We start from the raw sequence: 18,496 nt of genomic DNA, 5'->3' as shown, positions 1-18,496 counted from the left end.
GTGAAGGCGTGACGGACAAGCCCCGCATTCCGAACGTGCTCGCCGCCCGCTACGCCTCGGCGGAGCTGGTCTCGCTCTGGTCCCCGGAGCAGAAGGTCGTCCTGGAACGGCAGCTGTGGCTCGCCGTGCTCAAGGCGCAGCAGGACCTCGGCGTCGAGGTGCCGGAGGGCGTCGTCGAGGCCTACGAGCGGGTGCTGGAGAACGTCGACCTCGAGTCGATCGCCGCCCGCGAGCGCGTCACCCGCCACGACGTCAAGGCGCGGATCGAGGAGTTCAGCGACCTCGCCGGCCAGGAACACATCCACAAGGGCATGACTTCGCGCGACCTCACCGAGAACGTCGAGCAGCTGCAGCTGCTCCGCTCGCTGGAGCTGGTGCGCACCCGCGTCGCCGCCGTGCTGGCGCGGCTGGCCGCCCTCGCCGTCGAGCACGCCGACACCGTCATGGCCGGGCGCTCGCACAACGTCGCCGCGCAGGCCACCACCCTCGGCAAGCGGTTCGCCACGGCGGCCGACGAGCTGCTGGTCGCCTTCGAGCGGCTCGACAACCTGATCGAGCGCTACCCGCTGCGCGGCATCAAGGGCCCGGTCGGCACCGCGCAGGACATGCTCGACCTGCTCGGCGACGAGTCCACTTTGGACCAGCTCGAGGACCGCGTGATGCAGCACCTCGGCTTCAACCGGCGGTTCGTCAGCGTCGGCCAGGTGTACCCGCGCTCGCTCGACTTCGACGTGCTGTCCACTGTGGTCCAGCTCGCCGCGGCGCCGTCCAGCCTGGCCAAGACGATCCGGCTGATGGCGGGCCACGAGCTGGTCACCGAGGGCTTCAAGCCGGGCCAGGTCGGCTCGTCCGCCATGCCGCACAAGATGAACACCCGCTCGTGCGAGCGCGTGAACGGCCTCGCCGTGGTCCTGCGCGGCTACCTGTCGATGATCGGCGAGCTGGCCGGCGACCAGTGGAACGAGGGCGACGTCTCCGACTCGGTCGTCCGCCGGGTCGCGCTGCCGGACGCCTTCTTCGCGCTCGACGGCCTGCTGGAGACGTTCCTCACCGTGCTTGCCGAGTTCGGCGCCTTCCCGGCGGTGATCGAGCGTGAGCTGGATCGCTATCTGCCGTTCCTCACCACGACGAAGGTGCTCATGGCGTCGGTCCGCGCCGGCGTCGGGCGTGAGACGGCCCACGAGGCGATCAAGGAGCACGCGGTCGCCGTCGCGCTCGAGATGCGCGAGGGCCGCGCGGAGAACGACCTCCTCGACCGGTTCGCGGCCGACGAGCGCATCCCGCTCGACCGCGGTGAGCTGGACAAACTCCTCGCCGACCGGATCTCGTTCACCGGGACGGCCGCGCGCCAGGTCACGCAGGTGGCCGAGCGCGTCGCCGAGGTCCTCGAGCGGTTCCCCGAGGCCGCGGGGTACGTGCCGCAGCCGATCCTGTGAGCTGACGCACGAGTCCACGGACTGGAACGAATCCACACGAACGGGCGAAATCCCTAATCTCGATCGCACGAAACCGGAGCGTCAGGACGTTTACCCAGTGTCCTGACGTGCTTTCCTCGCGCCCTGGGCGCGCCAACCTCTGGAAGAAGCGATGAGATCCACGCTGTCGAAAATCGCCGCGGCCGTCACCGCGGGCGCGCTGACGCTGACCTTGGCCGCCTGCGGCGGTTCCGACGCGGGGGCGACCACCCTGCGCGTCGGGACGCTGAGCGACGCCCCGCCGTCGATCTACCTGGAGAACGGCCGGTTCACCGGCTACGACAACGAGCTGCTGCGCGACATCGCCAAGCGTGAGGGCTTCGAGGTCGAGTTCGTCGGCACCGAGTTCTCCAGTCTGCTCGCCGGGATCGCGGGCGGCAAGTTCGACATCGGCAGCTCGACGATCTCCAGCACCGAGGCCCGCAAGAAGACGGTCGCCTTCTCCAACGGCTACAACACGGGCTTCACCACGATCGTCACGGCCAAGGGGGCGAACCTCAAGGAGGTCACCGCGCTGGGCGGCAAGCGGCTCGGCGTGGTCCAGGGCTCGGTGCAGGACGAGTTCGCGGGCAAGGTCGCCGGCGCCCAGGTCGTCCGCTTCCCGGACTACAACGCGGGCTTCGCGCAGCTGAAGAACGGCACGCTGGACGGCTGGGTCGTCCCGCAGGACATCGGGCAGAAGTACCTGGACCAGAACCCGGGTGTCCCGCTGGAACTGGGGTACACCGTCGAGGACAAGGACACCCCGTCGGCGTTCGCGGTGGCCAAGAAGAACACCGACCTGCTGAACAAGCTGAACGACGGCCTGGCGAAGGCGGTTGCGGACGGCACGGTCGCCCGGATCTACGGGCAGTTCTACAAGAACACTCCGTTGTCGAAGGAACTGCAGCAGGGCGGTCCCGGCCTGCCCGTGAAGAACCTGGGGGCGTGACATGAAGAAGCTGATCGTCACTGCACTGGCCGCCGCCCTCACGCTGAGCGCCTGCGGCGGCTCGGACAGCGCTTCCTCGACGCTGCGCGTCGGCACCCTGAGCGACGCGCCGCCGAACATCTACCTCAAGGACGGCAACTACACCGGCTTCGACAACGAGCTGCTCAAGGCCATCGCGGCCAAGCAGAACCTGAAGCTGGAGTTCGCCGCGACCGACTTCTCCGCGCTGCTCGGGCAGGTCGCGTCGGGCCGCTACGACATCGCCAGCTCGGCGATCGCGCAGACCGACGAGCGCAAGAAGACGGTCGACTTCTCCGCGGCCTACGACTTCGAGACGATGAGCATCCAAGCCAAGCAGGGTACGCCGGTCACCGACGAGAAGGGCCTGGCCGGCAAGCGTGTCGCCGTCATCCAGGCGACCGTCGGCGACCACTGGCTGGGCAGCACGGTGCCGGACGCCCAGGCGGTGCGGTTCCCCGACTACGCTGCCGCGCTGACCGCGTTGAAGAGCGGCGCGGTCGACGCGTACATCCTGGACCAGTCCATTGCCGAGAAGAACGTCACCGACAACCCGGACGCCAAGCTGGTCGTTGTCAAGAGCTTCGTCACGGACGTGCCGCACGGTTTCGCGGTGAAGAAGGGCAACGCCGAACTGCTCGGCAAGATCGACACTGGGCTCAAGCAGGTGATCTCCGACGGGACCTGGCTTAAGCTGCACCAGCAGTTCCTGCCGACCGCTCCGGTGCCGGCCGGGTTCCAGGGTTAGGAGAAGCATGAAGAAAACACTGGTCACGGCGCTCACCGCGACCCTGCTGGCCGCGCTCACGGCGTGCGGCGGCTCGGACAGCGGCGGCGAGAAGACCCTGCGCGTCGGCACGCTGAGCGACTCGAAGCCGAACGCCTACCAGGAGAACGGCAACTACACCGGCTTCGACAACGAGCTGCTGAAGGCCATCGCGGCCAAGGAAGGCCTGAAGCTGGAGTTCGCCGCGACGGAGTTTTCGGCGCTGCTCGGCCAGGTCGCGAACGGCACGTTCGACATCGGCAGCTCGGCGATCTCCCAGACGGAGGCCCGCAAGAAGACCGTCGACTTCTCGGCGCCGTACAACTACCAGGCCCTCGGCATCGAGGCCAAGGAAACCGCCGGCATCACCGACGAAAACTCGTTGGCGGGCAAGCGGGTCGGCGTCGTCCAGGGCACGGTCTCGGACAGCTGGCTCGGCACGAACGCGCCCACCGCGCAGGCCGTCCGGTTCCCGAACGACGCCGCCGCGCTCAACGCGCTCAAGACCGGCGCGATCGACGGTGCGGTGTTCGACCAGGCGACCGCAGAGGACTACGCGAAGAACAACCCGGACGCGAAGCTCAAGGTCACCAAGGCGATCACCACCACCATCCCGCACGGGTTCGCCTTCAAGAAGGGCAACACGGACCTGATCAACAAGATCAACGACGGCCTGAAGAAGGTCATCGCCGACGGCACCTGGGTCAAGGTGCACGACCAGTTCGAACCCAGTGCGCCGGTGCCCGCCGAGTTCAAGGCGGGGCAGTAGTCCACAATGGACGATTTTGTCAACACGTTCCTGGACTGGGACTACATCTCCCAGGTCCTGCCCGATCTGCTTAAGACCGGGCTGCTGAACACGCTGATCCTCTCGGTGTCGTCGGCGCTGATCGGCACCGTGATCGGCATGGTCCTGGCCGTGATGGGGCTGTCCACCAAGTGGTGGCTGCGCTGGCCGGCGCGGGTGTACACCGACATCTTCCGCGGCCTGCCGGCCATCCTGACCATCCTGCTGATCGGTCAGGGCCTCGGCACGCTCGCGCGGGACGTCGTCGGCACGAACCCGTACCCGATGGGCATCCTCGCGCTGTCCCTGATCGCGGCCGCGTACATCGGCGAGATCTTCCGGTCCGGCATCCAGAGCGTCGACAAGGGCCAGCTGGAGGCCAGCCGGGCGCTCGGGATGAGCTACACCAAGTCGATGCTGCTGGTGATCATCCCGCAGGGCGTCCGGCGGGTGCTGCCGGCGCTGGTGAACCAGTTCATCGCGCTGGTCAAGGACTCCAGCCTGGTCTACGTGCTCGGCCTGCTGTCCGGGCAGCGCGAGCTGTTCCGGATCGGCCAGGACCTCGCGGCGAACACGGGCAACCTGTCGCCGCTGGTCGCCGCCGGCGTGTTCTTCCTGGTGATCACCGTGCCGCTGACGCACCTGGTCAACTACATCGACAAGAAGCTCCGGACCGGCCGCAAGGTGCGGGTCGACGACCCGGAAGACGGCGAGCCGGTGGAGCTCGGTGCCGGAGGGAGGGTGTCCACGTGGTGACGGCGGTGTGTTCGTCCAGTGTGGAACTGAAGGACATCCACGTCAGCTTCGGCACGCTGGAAGTCCTGCGCGGGGTGGACCTCCGCGTGGAGAGCGGGAAGACGACGTGCGTCATCGGCCCGTCCGGCTCCGGCAAGTCGACGCTCCTGCGCTGCGTGAACCGGTTGCAGGAGCCCGATTCCGGCGACCTGCTCCTCGACGGCGAGTCCGTGATCAGGTCGGACCCGGACGCGCTGCGCCAGCGCGTCGGCATGGTGTTTCAGCACTTCAACCTCTTCGGCCACCGGAGCGTGCTGGACAACATCGTGCTGCCGCTGCGCAGCGTGAAGAAGCTGAGCAAGGAGGAGGCGACGGCGATCGCCCGCGCCCGCCTGGCCGAGGTCGGCCTGGCGGACAAGGCGCCGTACCGGCCGAGTGCGCTGTCCGGTGGCCAGCAGCAGCGGGTGGCGATCGCCCGGGCGCTGGCGATGGACCCCGAGGTGATGCTCTTCGACGAGGCGACGAGCGCGCTGGACCCGGAGCTGGTCAAGGGCGTGCTGAACCTGATGGCCGGCCTGGCGTCGAGGGGGCTGACCCTGATCGTGGTGACGCACGAGATGGGGTTCGCCCGCAGTGTCGCCGACGAGGTGGCGTTCATGGACGCGGGCCGGATCGTCGAGCAGGGCCCGCCGGCGGAGATCTTCGACGAGCCGCAGAGTCCCCGCTTGCAGCGGTTCCTCTCGCAGGTCCTCTGAAAGAAGACGCTTCGGCGACGGCCGGCCGGGTAGCCTGCGGAGATGGCGAGAATCGCTCGGCTGACGTACTACCCGGTCAAGTCCTGCGCGGGCATCGACGTGCCGTCCGCCGAGGTGATGCCCGCCGGGCTCGCGGGCGATCGGGTCTTCCAGGTCATTTCGCCGGAGGGTGACGTCCTCACCCAGCGGCCGCACCCGGTCATGGCGGTCGTCCGGCCGCGGGTGCTCGGTGACCGGCTGGCGCTGTCGGCCCCTGGCCGCGAAGAGGTCGTCTTCGACATCCGGCGCGACGGCCCGCGGCGCCCGGTGTCGATGCTCAGCTGGCAGGGCGAAGGCGTCCGGCAGGATCCCCGGGCCGCCGAGTGGTTCTCGGACCTGCTCGGCCGCCCGGCCGAGCTGATCGGCGTGACGCCGGACCACCACCGCGTCAGCGGCGGGGTGTTCCCTGGCCTGGCCGCCTTCGGCGACGCGCACGCGCTGCTGCTCGCCTCGGAGTCCTCTTTGGACAGCCTCAACGAGCGGATCGCCGCCGGGCAGGGCGAACCGGTGCCGATGGACCGCTTCCGGCCCAACATCGTGCTCGCCGGCTGGATCGAACCCCACCGCGAAGACGAGGCCCGTGAACTGACCGCCGGCACCGCGCGGATCGGTTACGCCGAGAGGTGCGTCCGGTGTGCGGTCCCCATGGTCGACCAGGAAACCGGCGCGAAGGCCGGTCCCGAGCCGATCCGCACCCTCGCGACCTACCGGCGTGATCCGCAGGGCGGTGTGGTCTTCGGCATGAAAGCCGCGGTGCTGCGGCCGGGTCAGGTCGCCGTCGGCGACGAGGTGATCGTGCACTCCTGGGCCGGCCCGAGCCCGAGCACGGCCGCCGCGGAGCCGCCGTTGACCGCGACGGCGAGCCGGCCCGCCGAGTCGGTGTAGAGCACCGAAGCGCCGGCGGGCACGTCGGCGAAGGTCCGCCCGAGCACCGTCGTCACCGCCACGCGCTCGCTGTGTACCGAAACCGGGCCGGACAGGCCCGAGAGCTCGAGGTCCGCCGGGGTCGCGGCCAGCTGGACGTTGCCGAAGTGGTCGACCGTCAGCACCTCCGACACGAGCTTGCCGGGGAACGCGGCCACGAACGGCTCGGGCATCGCGACCAGGCCGTCCACCGGGTCGCCGAAGTCGGCAGGCTCGACGCCCAGCGCGAGGTGCGCGGCCGCCGGCGCGAAGACGTCCCGGCCGTGGAAGGTCGCCGACGTCGCCGGCAGCCGCAGTGACGGCTCCGCGAGCTCGTAGGCCGCCCGGACCCCGCCCAGGGCCTGCGCGGCCGGCAGCAGCAGGCCGTTGTCCGGCCCGACCAGCAGGCCCTCCCCGGCGACGACGACCACGCCGAGCCGGTCCGTGCCGACCCCCGGGTCGACCACCGCGACGTGCACCGATTCCGGCAGGTAGGGGACGGTCTGGGCGAGCGCCATCGCCCCGTGCCGGATGTCCTGGGGCGGCACTTCGTGGGTGATGTCGATCACCCGGACGGCGGGCGCCAGCCGCGCGATCACGCCGTGGCAGGCCGCCACGAAGCCGTCGCGCAGGCCGTAGTCGGTGGTCACCGAGATCCAGTCGTACGCCATGCGAGCATCATCCATGGTGGCAGAGGGTGCCCGTTATCGTTCGTTGCGTGACACCCCTCCCCACCCTCGAACGACTCGCCACGGGCAAGGTCCGCGACCTCTACGCGGTCGGCGACGACCACCTGCTGATCGTCGCCTCCGACCGCATCTCCGCCTTCGAACGCGTCTTCCCCACCTCGGTCCCCGGCAAGGGCCGCGTGCTCACCGCGATGAGCGTGTTCTGGTTCCGCGAGCTCGCCGACGTCCTCCCGAACCACCTCGTGACCTGCGAAGGGCCGCGCATCCCCGAGGCCGTCCGCGGCCGTGCGCTGCTGGTCGAGCGGCTCCACATGCTGCCGGTGGAGGCGGTCGTCCGCGGCTACCTGACCGGCCGCGGGTACGCCGACTACCGCAGGTCCGGCGAGGTGTGCGGGCTGGCGCTGCCGCCCGGCCTCGCCGAGTCCGCGCGGCTGCCCGAGCCGATCTTCACCCCGTCCACCAAGGCGCGCCCCGGCGACAAGGACGAGAACATCGACTTCGACACGTGCGTCTCGACGCTCGGCCGCGCGCTCGCCGAGGAGGTCCGGGAGGCGTCACTGGAGCTGTACCGCCGGGGTGCCGCGCGCGCGGCGGAGCAGGGCCTGCTGCTGGCCGACACGAAGTTCGAGTTCGGCATCGGCCGCGACGGCGGCTTGGTCCTCGCGGACGAGCTGCTGACGCCGGATTCGGCGCGCTACTGGCTCGCCGACGGGCACCAGCCCGGCGTCCCGCAGCCGTCGTTCGACAAGCAGCACGTGCGCGACTGGCTGGTCGACCCGGCCTCCGGCTGGGACTGCGTGTCCCCGCTGCCCCCGTTGCCACCCGAAGTGGTGACGGCCACGCGCGACCGGTACGTCGAGGCGTACCAGCGCATCACCGGGCTTTCGCTGGCAGACTGGCCCCGTGATCCTGCTGATCTGCGGCAGCCTGCGAGCCGGCTCGGGCAATGCGGCGGTGCTGGGGACCGTCGCGACCCTCACCGCGAGCAAGACGTACACCGGCCTTGCCGGCCTGCCGCACTTCAACCCCGATGACGACCGCGACCCGCTGCACCCCGAGGTCGCCGCTCTGCGCGCGTCGCTCAAGGAAGCCGACGCGGTCCTGTTCTGCACGCCGGAGTACGCGGGCGGGCTGCCGGGCTCGCTCAAGAACCTCCTCGACTGGACGGTCGGCGGCGGCGAGATGTACGGCAAGCCGGTGGCGTGGATCAACGCGTCCTCGATCGCGGCCCCGACCGGCGGCCGGGACGCGCACGACTCGCTGCGCAAGGTCCTGACGTACGCGGGCGCGAAGATCGTCGAGGAGGCGTGCGCGCGGATCCCGGTCTCGCGGGCCGACGTCGCCGACGGCCAGGTCGCCGATCCCGACCTGCGCGGCCGGATCGCGGTGGCCGTGCAGCGGCTGCGTGAGGGTGCCTGACCCTTCCGGCAACGGTCGTCCGCCCGTTCTGCGCAGTTCACGGCGACGTCAGACGCGTGCGTCCCAATGGTGGCGTGGACGCTCGCTTGCTGGTTTCGCTGTCGGGAATCACCCCGCGCACGCTGCACCGGTGCGCCGATCTCGCGGCCGAGCTCGACCGCCGCAAGGTGCCGCTCTCGGTGCTGTACGCCGCCCGCACCGGCGAAGGCCCGGTGACGGAGTGGGTGCGGACCCGCGCCCGCGGCGGTGATTCCGTACTGCTGCACGGCTACGACCACTCCGTCACGCCCACGCACCGCACGGTCTACCTGGGCAAGAAGGCGGAGTTCGCGACCCTGCCGGCGCACGAAGCGCGCCTGCGGCTGATCGCCGCGAAGGCCGCGCTGGACAACGCGGGGTTGTCGGTCGACGGCTTCGCACCGCCGCGCTGGATCGCGTCCCCGGGCACGCTGCAGGCGCTGGCCGAGCACGGTTTCCGGCTGTGCGCGGACCTCGGTGCGGTGCGCGACCTGGTCACCGGCGAGGTGCGCCGCGCGCGGGTCCAGGAATTCACGAGCCAGTCGCACCGCACGGAGACGGTGCGCTGCTTCGCGCTGGTGCTGGCGGCGGCCCGCGCGGCCCGCCGGGGCGGGCTGGTCCGGCTGGGGGTGGCAGCGCCGGACCTGACCCGCCCCGGCCTTCGCCAGGCGTTGCTCGACGCGGTGGACGTCGCACTGGAGAACCGCGCGTTCGGCGCGACCTACGGCTCGCTGCGCACGGTCGCGGCCTGACCCGGCTAGAACTTCGCCGGTTCGCCCCGATCGAGCACCTTGACCTCGGTGCCCTCGGGCGCGAGGTTCCCGAAGAGGCCGTAGTGCATGGCCGGGTTGGCGAGCACGGCTTCGTGGATGGGCACGGCCACCCGCGGCGCCACGGCCCGCAGGTAGTCGACGGCTTCCCCGGCCTTCAGCCACGGCGCGCCGGTGGGCAGCCCGAGCACGTCGATCTTCTGCTCGGGCGCGAAGAACGAGTCGCCGGGGTGGAAGAAGGCGCCGTCGTCGAAGACGTACCCGATGTTCGGGATGACGGGGATGTCGGAGTGGATGACGGCGTGCTCCCCGCCGACGGCCTTGATCGAGGTGTCCCCGACGGCGAACGCGTCCCCGACGTCGGCGATGTCGAACTCCAGCCCGAGCTTCTGCACTTCGGGGGCGGACCCGGGATCGACGATCAGCTTCGCGGCCGGGTTGGCTTCGAGGATCTTCGGCAGCCGTTCGACGTCGAGGTGGTCGAAGTGCTGGTGCGTGACCAGCACGGCGGACAGTTCCCGCTCACCCTCGAAGCCGGTGGAGAAGACGCCGGGATCGATCAGGATCCGCTCGGAGCCGGTCTCCAGCAACAGGCAGGCGTGTCCGAAATGGACGATACGCATCGATGGTTCTCCTTCACGGGTGGTCGTTTCCAGCCTAGCCCCGTTCACAGCTTGCCGGTGAGCAGCGCGTCGCCGAGTTCCGTGCGCCGGTACAGCACCCGGTGCCCGCGTCGTTCCGCGGCCAGCAGCCCCGCTCCGCGCAACGCCGTCAGGTGCGCCGACACCGTCGCCGGGGCCAGGCCGTGCCGCCGGGCCAGTTCGGTCGTCGCCGCCGGCCGGTCGAGGGTCGTCAGCAGCAACGCCCGCGTGCGGCCCAGCACCTCGGCCAGCGGTTCCGGCGGCGTGGCCGAAGAAGCCCACAGCGAAGCCACCCCCCGGGCGGGATACAGCAGCGAGACCTGCCACGGCGGCACCGTCACCACGCCCACGTTCGGCCACGCGAACACCGCCGGGATCAGCAGCAACCCGCGCGAGTCGATCGACAGCCGCTCCCGGGCCCGGATGTCGACCAGCACGGACGTTCCGGACAGCCGGACACGCGGGTGGAGCTCCGCCAGCATCGCGGTGAGCCCGCCCGAGCCCAGCTGCCGCGTCCGGTGGGCGATGTCCGCCGCGAGCAGCTCGCGCAGGCGGGGCCACTGCGGTGCCAGCAGCGTGTGCCACACCGTCTCCAGCTGGCCGGCGAGCAGGTCGCGCGCGGCCGCCGGGTCGGCGGGCAGCCCGGACAGGTCCGCGTCGACCATGCCCAGCTCCAGCGCCACCTGCTCCGGGGGCGTCGCGCGAACCACCGCCAACTGTGCCTCGGCGGTGGTCTCGGGGCCGTCAGGCGGCGGGCTCAGGAACTCGGTGATGTAGTGCCGCGCGCTCAGCACCGCCGTCAGCTCGGGCACGTCGGGCAGGCCGGCGAGCCACGGCGGGGGCGCCGGGTGCCGCCGGAGGCCGAGCAGCGTCTGGACCGCACCCAGCACCTCCTCCAACGGCGAAATCGCGAAGCGGACGCGTTGGCTCCCGGCCGCGGTCAGGGCCAGCTCGATCACGACTGATTCGCTCTCACCCGAATCAGTATGCCGCGGGCGCGCTCCAGGAGAGCGTGACGGCATGTCGTTGTTCACCCATCGCGCGTACTGGCGCTGGTCGGCCGGCGTCCAGGCGGCCCGGCTCCCGGGGACCATGGCGCCGCTCGCGTTCACCCTGCTGACCACCGCCACGACCGGTTCGTACCGGCTGGGCGGCGTGCTGATGTCGGTCTACGTCGCCACCGAGATGGTGTGCGCGGTGCCGGTCGGGCGGCTGCTCGACCGCGTCGGCCCGGCACGGGGCTTGACCGCGCTGCTGCTCCTGACCGCCGTCGGGTACGCCGTGCTGGCGCTGGCCGCCGACGCTCCCGCCCCTGTCCTCGTCGCGCTCGTCCTGCTGCCCGGCATCGCGGGCGGGGCGTTGTCGGGCGGCTTCCGGACGCTCCTGGCCGACACGGTCGACGACGAGCTCCTGCCGCGGGCGATCTCGGTGGACGCGATGCTCATGGAAGGGGTGCTCATCGGCGGCCCGGCGCTGGTCGCGCTGCTCGACCTGGCCGGCACGCTCGTCCCGCTCGCCGTCATGGCCGCCGCGTGCCTGGCGGCGGCGTTGCTCGTCCCGCGCCGCCCGGGTGAGCCCGGTCGGGCGGAATCCGGCGACGACCTCCCGGCGCCCCGCCTGCGCACCTACCTGCCGTGGCTGTGCTGCGCGTTCACCGTCGGGCTGCTGCTTTCGACCATCGAAGTGGCGCCGCTGCCGCTGGTCCAGCGGCTCGGGGCGCCCGCGGCCGCCGCGCCCGTGGTGATCGCCGTGCTGAGCGGGGCGAGCATCGCGGGCAGCGCGCTCTACGCGTGGCGTGGCAGGACCGGTGACCCGCGGCTGTTCCTCGCCGGGTTCGTCGCCGGCGGGCTCACCCTCGCGGCCGATCTCGGCTGGCCCGGGTTGCTCGCGTCGGTGGCCGTGATCGGTGCCTGCACCGGGCCGCTGGTGGCTGCCACCTCCGTCAACCTGCAGCGCCTGCTGCCGAAGAACCGCAGGTCGGCGGGGTTCTCGCTGAGTTTCACCGTGCAGGCCGCCGGCTTCGGCCTCGGGTCGCTCGCGGTGGGTGTCCTGCCGCTGTGGGTGACCCCGTTGTTCGGTGTCTTTGCCGCGGCGATCGCCGGTGGAATGCTGGTGTGGAAGCCCGCACGAGCTATTGGCACAGTGTCAGTAACGTCGTAACCTGGGCTGACCCTCGACCTACGGGAGACGCCGATGACTGCCGTCCAGCCGAAGCCGACGACGGTCGGCGAGACCTTCGACTCGCTCAGCCCGGCGACCGACGAGGTGGTCGGAACCTACCCGATCCACACCGCGGAGGACGTCAAGGCGGCCGTCGAACGGGCGCGCGTCGCGGCGGAGTGGTGGGCGGACCTCGGCTTCGCCGGGCGCGCCGAGCGGCTCCGGGGCTGGAAGGGCGTGCTGACGCGGCGGCTGCCGCAGCTGTGCCAGGTGGTCCGCGACGAGACCGGCAAGCCGATCGCCGACGCGCAGCTGGAGAGCATCCTGGCCATCGAGCACATCGCGTGGGCCGGCAAGCACGCGAAGAAGGTGCTCGGCAAGCAAAAGCGGTCCGCCGGGCTGCTGATGTCGAACCAGGCGGCGACGGTGGAGTACCAGCCGCTGGGCGTGGTCGGCGTGATCGGCCCGTGGAACTACCCGGTGTTCACCCCGCTGGGCTCGATCGCGTACGCGCTCGCCGCGGGCAACGCGGTCGTGTTCAAGCCGAGCGAGTACACCCCGGGTGTCGGCAAGTGGCTGGTCGACGCGTTCGCCGAGATCGTGCCTGAGCAGCCGGTGCTGCAGCTGGTCACGGGCTTCGGCGAGACGGGCGCGGCGCTGGTGGGCGCCGGTGTCGACAAGATCGCCTTCACCGGCTCGACGGCGACGGGCAAGCGCATCATGGCCGCGGCGGCCGAGACGCTCACCCCGGTGGTCATCGAGGCGGGCGGCAAGGACCCGGTCCTGGTCGACGCGGACGCGGACCTGGACGCGGCGGCGGACGCGACGGTGTGGGGCGCGTTCTCGAACTCGGGCCAGACGTGCATCGGCGTCGAGCGGGTGTACGTGCACGAAAAGGTCCACGACGAGTTCGTGGCGAAGGTGGTCGAGAAGTCCAAGGACATCCGCGCGGGCTCGGACGAGGCGGCCCAGTACGGCCCGGTGACGATGCCGTCCCAGCTGGGCGTGATCAAGCGCCACATCCACGACGCCCTGTCCCGCGGCGGCAAGGCGGTGCTCGGTGGCGAGGACGCGGTGGGCGACCGCTACGCGCAGCCGACGGTGCTGGTGGACGTCCCGGAGGACTCCGAGGCGGTGACGGAGGAGACGTTCGGCCCGACGGTGACGATCGCGAAAGTCCGCGACATGGACGAAGCGGTCGAACGCGCGAACAACACGAAGTACGGCCTCGGGTCGACGGTGTTTTCGAAGTCGCGTGGCGTGGAGCTGGCGGAGAAGCTGCGCACGGGCATGACGGCGATCAACGCCCCGCTGTCGTTCGCGGGCATCGCCTCCCTGCCCTTCGGCGGCGTGGGCGATTCGGGGTTCGGCCGCATCCACGGACCGGAGGGCCTGCGCGAGTTCGCCCGCACGAAGGCCATCGCCCGCCAGCGGTTCACGGCGCCGTTGACGCTGACGTCGTTCAGCCGCAAGGAATCAACGGACGCCCTGGTGGCCAAGCTGGTGACGATCCTCCACGGCAAGCGGTGAGCGCCCCCGGGGTTGTGGACAACTCGAGTCCACAACCCCGGGAACCCACCGAAATCGTCGGTGGCCGCCGATAAACTGGATACCGGGGGCCGAGGCCCGCGCCCGTCAAGAACGAAACCCGACCTACCGAGCAGCGTCCGGCCGGCGGAAGCTGATGCGCATCAGCCGGCTCTCGGCCCAGTCTTCGAGCCGGGTCGGCCGGATGGTGCCGGGGTCGTGCGGCTGGTTGAGATCCGCGACGATCTCCGCCAGCACGGCCTGACGTTCAGCCGCGTCGCTGACCGGCGTGGCCCACGCAGGCAGATCCGCCCGGACCCCGTTCTTGAGGTGGACGGTGAATCCGGGATTGGCCAGCAGGTTCGCGTACCAGCCGGTCGCGGCACCGCCGGCGCCGCTGCACAGGTAAGTGGCGCCCGCGGCCCGGTAGAAGAAGATCTCGATCCGGCGTGGCCGCCCGGTGCGGCGCCCCCGCGTCGTGATGTCGACGATCCGTTCGCTGGTGCCCGCGGCGGGCGTGATCTCGATGGCCCGCCGGAGGTGATCGGGCAGGTGGGACAGACCGCTCACGCGGCATCGGCCTGCAGCGCGGGTCCGAGGAGCAGCCCACCGTCGATGACGTACTCCGACCCCGTGACGAACGACGCCTCCGACGACGTGAGGAACAGGAGGAGCCCGGTGACGTCGGCCGGCTCCCCGAGCCGGGGGATGGCGAACGGCTCGGGCGAGTAGAAGTCGGCGATCGCCGCGGTGGCGCCGGCCGCCGGTTCGTGGATGAAGGGCGTCGCGATCACGCCGGGGTGGATGGTGTTCACGCGGATGTGGTCCCGGCCGAGCTCGAGCGCCGCCGTCCGGGTGAGACCGCGCACGGCCCACTTGCCGGCGACGTAGGGCGCGTAGTGCGCCGTGCCGCCCAGGCCCATGGTCGAGGCGATGTTGACGATGGCTCCCCCTCCCGCGCGGCGCAGCGCGGGGGCCGCGGCCTTGATGCCGAGGAAGGTCCCGGTGAGGTTGACGTCGAGGATGCGCGACCACGTGGCCTGGTCCGTCTGCTCGATCGGTGCCGGCGGGTTCTGCACGCCCGCATTGTTGACCAGCACGTTCAAGCGGCCGAAAGCGCTTTCGGCGGTGAGCACGGCGGCGGCCCACGAGCTCTCGTCGGTGACGTCGAGGCGGGCGAAGCGAGCGCGGGTTCCGAGCTCGTCGGCGAGAGCGGCGCCGCGTTCCGCGTCGATGTCGCCGATCACCACGTTCGCTCCCTCCGCGTGGAAGGCGCGCACGTGGCTCGAGCCCTGGCCACCGGTCCCACCGGTCACGAGCACGGTCTGGTTGTCGAAGCGGGGCATGGGGGTGTTCCCTCGGTACGGCGGTGGTGAGCCGGTCGACTCACCATGCATCCGACACTAGGTCGGCGGCAGTGGCGAGTCAAGCCACTCACCTCGTATGCTCGGCCCATGAGCAAGGTCGTGACGACGTACCACCAGCGCGTCGCCCAGGAAAAGCGCGCGCTGATCGTGGCGGCCGCGACCGCGCTGTTCCTCGAGCTGGGCTACGACCGGACGTCGCTGGCGCGGATCGCCGAGCGCTCAGGCGTTTCGCGGGCCACCCTGTTCAAGCAGTTCCCGACCAAGGCCGCGCTGTTCGACGCCATCGTGACCGAGTCGTGGTCGACCGCCGGCGAGGAGGAACCCCCGCCGGCGGGCAACGTCGTCGAGGGGCTCGCCACCATCGGCCGCCGGTACGCCGAGCTGCTGGGCCGGCCCCGGATGACCGACCTGTTCCGGATCGTCATCGCCGAGCTGCCGCGGTTCCCCGAGCTCGCCCACGCCCAGTTCTCGCACGGGAAGCTGCCCTACTTCGAGTCCGTGCGCAGCTACCTCCGCGCCGAGCACGAGGCGGGAACCGTGCGGATCGAGGACGTCGACCTCGCGGCCACCCAGTTCCTCGGCATGATCGCCAACTACGTCTTCTGGCCGGCGCTCCTGGTGCCGGGCTGGGCGGTGAGCGCCGAACGCGTCACGCAGGTGGTCGACGAGGCCGTGCGCACCACCGCCGCCCGGTACGCCGTGGCCGGGTCAGGGGCGTCCACCGGCTGAGCCGGATCGGGCGCGACTACGCCGACCGCCCCCGGATCAGGTCGGCCGCTTTCTCCGCCACCATGATCGTCGGCGCATTGGTGTTCCCCCGCGGCACCACCGGCATCACGGAAGCGTCGACCACCCGCAGTCCCTCCACGCCCTGGACCCGCAACTCCGGGTCGACCACCGACCCGATCGAGCAAGTCCCGACCGGGTGATAAAGCGTCTGCGTGTTCTCCCGGATGTGGTCGGCCAGCTCGGAATCGCTCAAGTCGTGCCGCGCCGGCAGGAACGGCTTGTCCAGGAATCGCCGCAACGGCCCCGCCTGCCCGATCTCGATCAGCGCCCGCAGGCCCGAGATCATCGTCTCCATGTCGCGCGGCTCGGCGTAGTAGGCGGGATCGATTTCCGGCTTCCACAACGGGTTCGCCGACTTCAGCCGCAGCCGTCCCCGGCTCGCGACGTCCACCAGGGTCGCCGCCGACGTGAAGCCGGGCACCGTCGGCTCGCGCAACCCGTTGTCGTAGAACAACGTCGGCGCCACGTGGATCTGCATGTCCGGCGCCGGCAAGCCGTCCGTGGTCGGGTAGAACGCGCCCGCTTCGCCGATGTTCGACGTCAGCGGGCCGCGCCGGGTCAGCTGGTAGCGGGCCAGTCCGAAGAGCGAAGCCGCGTCGACCAGGTCCGTCGTGTCGCGAGTGGACCAGATGATGCCGCACGCCGGGTGGTCGTGCAGGTTCTCGCCGACGCCGGGCAGCGCGGCGACCACGTCGATGCCGTGCTCGCGCAGGTGCTCGGCCGGGCCGACACCGGAAACCATCAGCAGCTGCGGCGAGTTGACGGCACCACCCGAAAGTATGACCTCGGCCGCGGCGTGCGCCGTGTGCTCCACCCCATTGTCCAAATAGGACACGCCGACCGCGCGGGTGCCCTCGAAGACGACGCGGGTGGCCGGCGTGCACGTCTTCACCGTGAGGTTCGGCCGCGAGAGCGCCGGGCGCAGGTAGGCGTCTGCGGTGGACCAGCGGCGGCCCTTCTTGCACGTCACCTGGTAGACGCCGGCGCCTTCCTGGCTCTCGCCGTTGAAGTCGTCGGTGCGCTTGAGGCCCCACGCGACGGCCGAATCGACCCAGGCCTGCGACAGCTCGTGGGTGAACCGGCGGTCTTCGACGTGCAGCGGGCCGTCGGTGCCGTGCAGCGGCCCGCCGAGCCGCTGGTTGCCCTCGGCGCGCTTGAAGTACGGCAGGACGTCGTCCCAGCCCCAGCCGGTGGCGCCGTGCGAATCGCGCCAGCCGTCGTAGTCGGCGCGGTTGCCGCGGATGTAGATCATCGCGTTGATCGACGAGCAGCCGCCGAGCATCTTCCCGCGCGGCCAGTACGAGGTCTTGCCCGTGTGCTTCTGCTCGACGGTCTCGTAGTTCCAGTCCCACTTGGTCTTGAACAGCGAGGCGAAGGCGGCCGGGATGTGGATCTCGTCCGCGGTGTCCTCCGCGCCCGCTTCGAGGAGCAGGACCTGCGCCGCCGGGTCCTCGGTCAGCCGGTTCGCCAGGACGCAGCCCGCGCTCCCGGCGCCGACGATGACGTAGTCGTAGGAGTCTTGGACGGCCACGGTGCCTCCTGTTGGCGAGATGTCAACGACTCATCATGGCGCAGCGCCGCGCCGTCGGCCAGTCTAGGTTTCCCGGTGGGCCCCGCCAGGGGTTCGAGAGGGTGAACTATGCTCGCAGGGTACCCACGACCTGCGTGAATAAGGAGCAGCCTGCCGTGGCCCGAGTCGTCGTCGACGTCATGCCGAAGCCCGAAATCCTCGACCCGCAGGGACAGGCCGCGCTCGGCGCCGCCGGCCGCCTGGGGTTCACCGGGATCACCGAGATCCGCCAAGGCAAGCACTTCGAGATCGAGGTCGACGACACGGTCGACGACGCGACGCTGGAGAAGATCGCCGAAGGCTTCCTCGCGAACCCGGTCATCGAGCAGTGGACGATCACGCGGGTGGACGCGTGAGCGCGCGCATCGGCGTCATCACGTTCCCCGGCACGCTGGACGACGGTGACGCGGCCCGCGCGGTCCGCTACGCCGGCGGCGAGGCGGTGCCGCTGTGGCACGCGGACGAGAACCTGCACGAAGTCGACGCCGTGATCGTCCCGGGTGGCTTCTCCTACGGCGACTACCTGCGCGCGGGCGTCATCGCCCGGTTCGCGCCGGTGATGACGCCGGTGATCGAGGCCGCGCGGGCGGGCATGCCGGTGCTCGGCATCTGCAACGGGTTCCAGATCCTGTGCGAGGCCGGCCTGCTGCCGGGCGCGATGATCCGCAACCAGGGCCTGCACTTCATCTGCCGCGACCAGTGGCTGCGGGTGGAGAACACGGACACGGCGTGGACCACCCGGTACGAAACCGGCGCGGAGATCCTCATCCCGATGAAGAACATCGACGGCTGCTACATGGCCGAGCAGTCCACTTTGGACGAGCTGGAGGGCGAGGGACGCGTGGTGTTCCGGTACGTCGGCGGGAACCCGAACGGGTCGCGCAACGACATCGCCGGGATCCGCAGCGAGAACGGCCGGGTCGTCGGGCTCATGCCGCACCCGGAGCACGCGATCGACGCGCTCACCGGGCCCTCGGACGACGGGCTCGGGATGTTCTTCAGCGCGGTGGACGCGCTTGTGAAGGCCTGAGGGCGGCCCTCGGCCCCCCGGGTATCCATTCTACCGGGGCGCACCGACGGTGCCGGGGCTGTGGACGTGAGTTGTCCACAGCCCCGGAGCTTTTGGGTTCGTTGTGG

General features: G+C 70.8%; 21 protein-coding genes. 15 read left to right on the top strand and 6 right to left on the bottom strand.

Annotated features, from left to right (window positions below; genetic code table 11):
- Nucleotides 1-8: 8 nt before the first annotated feature.
- From purB to ACWEGE_RS22760, 7 genes are all read left to right on the top strand, one after another.
- Entirely contained in the window at nucleotides 9-1,436 is a 1,428-nt protein-coding gene (purB, locus tag ACWEGE_RS22790; RefSeq protein ID WP_449662444.1) for an adenylosuccinate lyase, read from the top strand.
- 151 nt (nucleotides 1,437-1,587) lie between these two features.
- Nucleotides 1,588-2,406 (top strand): ABC transporter substrate-binding protein, encoded by an 819-nt coding sequence (locus ACWEGE_RS22785; RefSeq protein ID WP_449662443.1) that lies wholly within the window; start codon nucleotides 1,588-1,590, stop codon nucleotides 2,404-2,406.
- A 1-nt stretch (nucleotide 2,407) separates the two neighbouring features.
- Nucleotides 2,408-3,172, top strand: coding sequence for an ABC transporter substrate-binding protein (locus ACWEGE_RS22780; protein WP_449662442.1), 765 nt, complete (start codon nucleotides 2,408-2,410; stop codon nucleotides 3,170-3,172).
- Nucleotides 3,173-3,179: 7 nt separating this feature from the next.
- The gene (locus tag ACWEGE_RS22775) at nucleotides 3,180-3,959 is read left to right on the top strand and encodes an ABC transporter substrate-binding protein (RefSeq protein WP_449662441.1); all 780 of its coding nucleotides are present in this window, start codon (nucleotides 3,180-3,182) and stop codon (nucleotides 3,957-3,959) included.
- Nucleotides 3,960-3,965: 6 nt separating this feature from the next.
- Entirely contained in the window at nucleotides 3,966-4,733 is a 768-nt protein-coding gene (locus ACWEGE_RS22770; RefSeq protein ID WP_449662440.1) for an amino acid ABC transporter permease, read from the top strand.
- A complete protein-coding gene (locus ACWEGE_RS22765; protein WP_449662439.1) occupies nucleotides 4,727-5,467 on the top strand; it encodes an amino acid ABC transporter ATP-binding protein in 741 nt (246 codons plus the stop codon). The genes ACWEGE_RS22770 and ACWEGE_RS22765 overlap by 7 nt, the downstream gene beginning before the upstream one ends.
- A 42-nt stretch (nucleotides 5,468-5,509) precedes the next feature.
- Nucleotides 5,510-6,391, top strand: a complete 882-nt coding sequence (locus ACWEGE_RS22760) for an MOSC domain-containing protein (RefSeq protein ID WP_449662438.1) — start codon at nucleotides 5,510-5,512, stop codon at nucleotides 6,389-6,391.
- On the opposite strand, the gene ACWEGE_RS22755 is transcribed toward ACWEGE_RS22760, so the two are convergent.
- Nucleotides 6,274-7,080 carry an SAM hydrolase/SAM-dependent halogenase family protein gene (locus ACWEGE_RS22755; protein ID WP_449662437.1) on the bottom strand — a complete coding sequence of 269 codons (807 nt, stop codon included), beginning with the start codon at nucleotides 7,078-7,080 and terminating at the stop codon, nucleotides 6,274-6,276. The genes ACWEGE_RS22760 and ACWEGE_RS22755 overlap by 118 nt on opposite strands.
- A gap of 47 nt (nucleotides 7,081-7,127) precedes the next feature.
- On the opposite strand from ACWEGE_RS22755, the gene ACWEGE_RS22750 reads away from it, so the two are divergent.
- The 3 genes from ACWEGE_RS22750 to ACWEGE_RS22740 all read left to right on the top strand — a co-directional run bounded on the left by ACWEGE_RS22750 (nucleotide 7,128) and on the right by ACWEGE_RS22740 (nucleotide 9,287).
- Entirely contained in the window at nucleotides 7,128-8,132 is a 1,005-nt protein-coding gene (locus ACWEGE_RS22750) for a phosphoribosylaminoimidazolesuccinocarboxamide synthase (protein ID WP_449662436.1), read from the top strand.
- On the top strand, nucleotides 8,053-8,517 hold the full coding sequence (locus tag ACWEGE_RS22745; protein ID WP_449662435.1) for an NADPH-dependent FMN reductase: 465 nt from the start codon (nucleotides 8,053-8,055) through the stop codon (nucleotides 8,515-8,517). The genes ACWEGE_RS22750 and ACWEGE_RS22745 overlap by 80 nt, the downstream gene beginning before the upstream one ends.
- A gap of 74 nt (nucleotides 8,518-8,591) precedes the next feature.
- On the top strand, nucleotides 8,592-9,287 hold the full coding sequence (locus tag ACWEGE_RS22740) for a DUF2334 domain-containing protein (RefSeq protein ID WP_449662434.1): 696 nt from the start codon (nucleotides 8,592-8,594) through the stop codon (nucleotides 9,285-9,287).
- A gap of 5 nt (nucleotides 9,288-9,292) precedes the next feature.
- Here ACWEGE_RS22740 and ACWEGE_RS22735 read toward each other — a convergent pair whose 3' ends face one another.
- Together ACWEGE_RS22735 and ACWEGE_RS22730 are read right to left on the bottom strand one after the other, a co-directional pair.
- A complete protein-coding gene (locus ACWEGE_RS22735) occupies nucleotides 9,293-9,928 on the bottom strand; it encodes an MBL fold metallo-hydrolase (RefSeq protein ID WP_449662433.1) in 636 nt (211 codons plus the stop codon).
- A 44-nt stretch (nucleotides 9,929-9,972) separates the two neighbouring features.
- The gene (locus ACWEGE_RS22730; RefSeq protein WP_449662432.1) at nucleotides 9,973-10,905 is read right to left on the bottom strand and encodes a DUF5937 family protein; all 933 of its coding nucleotides are present in this window, start codon (nucleotides 10,903-10,905) and stop codon (nucleotides 9,973-9,975) included.
- 61 nt (nucleotides 10,906-10,966) lie between these two features.
- Between ACWEGE_RS22730 and ACWEGE_RS22725 the strand changes: the two genes are divergently transcribed.
- Together ACWEGE_RS22725 and ACWEGE_RS22720 are read left to right on the top strand one after the other, a co-directional pair.
- Entirely contained in the window at nucleotides 10,967-12,106 is a 1,140-nt protein-coding gene (locus tag ACWEGE_RS22725; protein ID WP_449662431.1) for an MFS transporter, read from the top strand.
- A 33-nt stretch (nucleotides 12,107-12,139) separates the two neighbouring features.
- Nucleotides 12,140-13,636, top strand: a complete 1,497-nt coding sequence (locus ACWEGE_RS22720; RefSeq protein ID WP_449662430.1) for an aldehyde dehydrogenase family protein — start codon at nucleotides 12,140-12,142, stop codon at nucleotides 13,634-13,636.
- A gap of 123 nt (nucleotides 13,637-13,759) precedes the next feature.
- Here ACWEGE_RS22720 and ACWEGE_RS22715 read toward each other — a convergent pair whose 3' ends face one another.
- A complete protein-coding gene (locus tag ACWEGE_RS22715) occupies nucleotides 13,760-14,203 on the bottom strand; it encodes a nitroreductase family deazaflavin-dependent oxidoreductase (RefSeq protein ID WP_449662429.1) in 444 nt (147 codons plus the stop codon).
- The gene (locus tag ACWEGE_RS22710; RefSeq protein ID WP_449662428.1) at nucleotides 14,200-14,979 is read right to left on the bottom strand and encodes a glucose 1-dehydrogenase; all 780 of its coding nucleotides are present in this window, start codon (nucleotides 14,977-14,979) and stop codon (nucleotides 14,200-14,202) included. Before ACWEGE_RS22710 ends, ACWEGE_RS22715 begins: the two co-directional genes overlap by 4 nt.
- A gap of 108 nt (nucleotides 14,980-15,087) precedes the next feature.
- On the opposite strand from ACWEGE_RS22710, the gene ACWEGE_RS22705 reads away from it, so the two are divergent.
- Nucleotides 15,088-15,729 (top strand): TetR/AcrR family transcriptional regulator, encoded by a 642-nt coding sequence (locus tag ACWEGE_RS22705; protein ID WP_449662427.1) that lies wholly within the window; start codon nucleotides 15,088-15,090, stop codon nucleotides 15,727-15,729.
- A gap of 16 nt (nucleotides 15,730-15,745) precedes the next feature.
- Here ACWEGE_RS22705 and ACWEGE_RS22700 read toward each other — a convergent pair whose 3' ends face one another.
- Nucleotides 15,746-17,320, bottom strand: coding sequence for a GMC family oxidoreductase (locus tag ACWEGE_RS22700; protein WP_449662426.1), 1,575 nt, complete (start codon nucleotides 17,318-17,320; stop codon nucleotides 15,746-15,748).
- A 155-nt stretch (nucleotides 17,321-17,475) separates the two neighbouring features.
- Here ACWEGE_RS22700 and purS point away from each other — a divergent pair, with 155 nt between their 5' ends.
- Together purS and purQ are read left to right on the top strand one after the other, a co-directional pair.
- Nucleotides 17,476-17,715, top strand: coding sequence for a phosphoribosylformylglycinamidine synthase subunit PurS (gene purS, locus ACWEGE_RS22695; RefSeq protein WP_013230759.1), 240 nt, complete (start codon nucleotides 17,476-17,478; stop codon nucleotides 17,713-17,715).
- Nucleotides 17,712-18,389 carry a phosphoribosylformylglycinamidine synthase subunit PurQ gene (gene purQ, locus ACWEGE_RS22690; RefSeq protein WP_449662425.1) on the top strand — a complete coding sequence of 226 codons (678 nt, stop codon included), beginning with the start codon at nucleotides 17,712-17,714 and terminating at the stop codon, nucleotides 18,387-18,389. Before purS ends, purQ begins: the two co-directional genes overlap by 4 nt.
- Nucleotides 18,390-18,496: the final 107 nt, after the last annotated feature.

It is taken from the genome of Amycolatopsis sp. NPDC004747, from assembly GCF_053601335.1.
The sequence above is the reverse complement of the archived record's forward strand: the minus strand, read 5'-3'. Positions and strand labels throughout refer to the sequence as shown.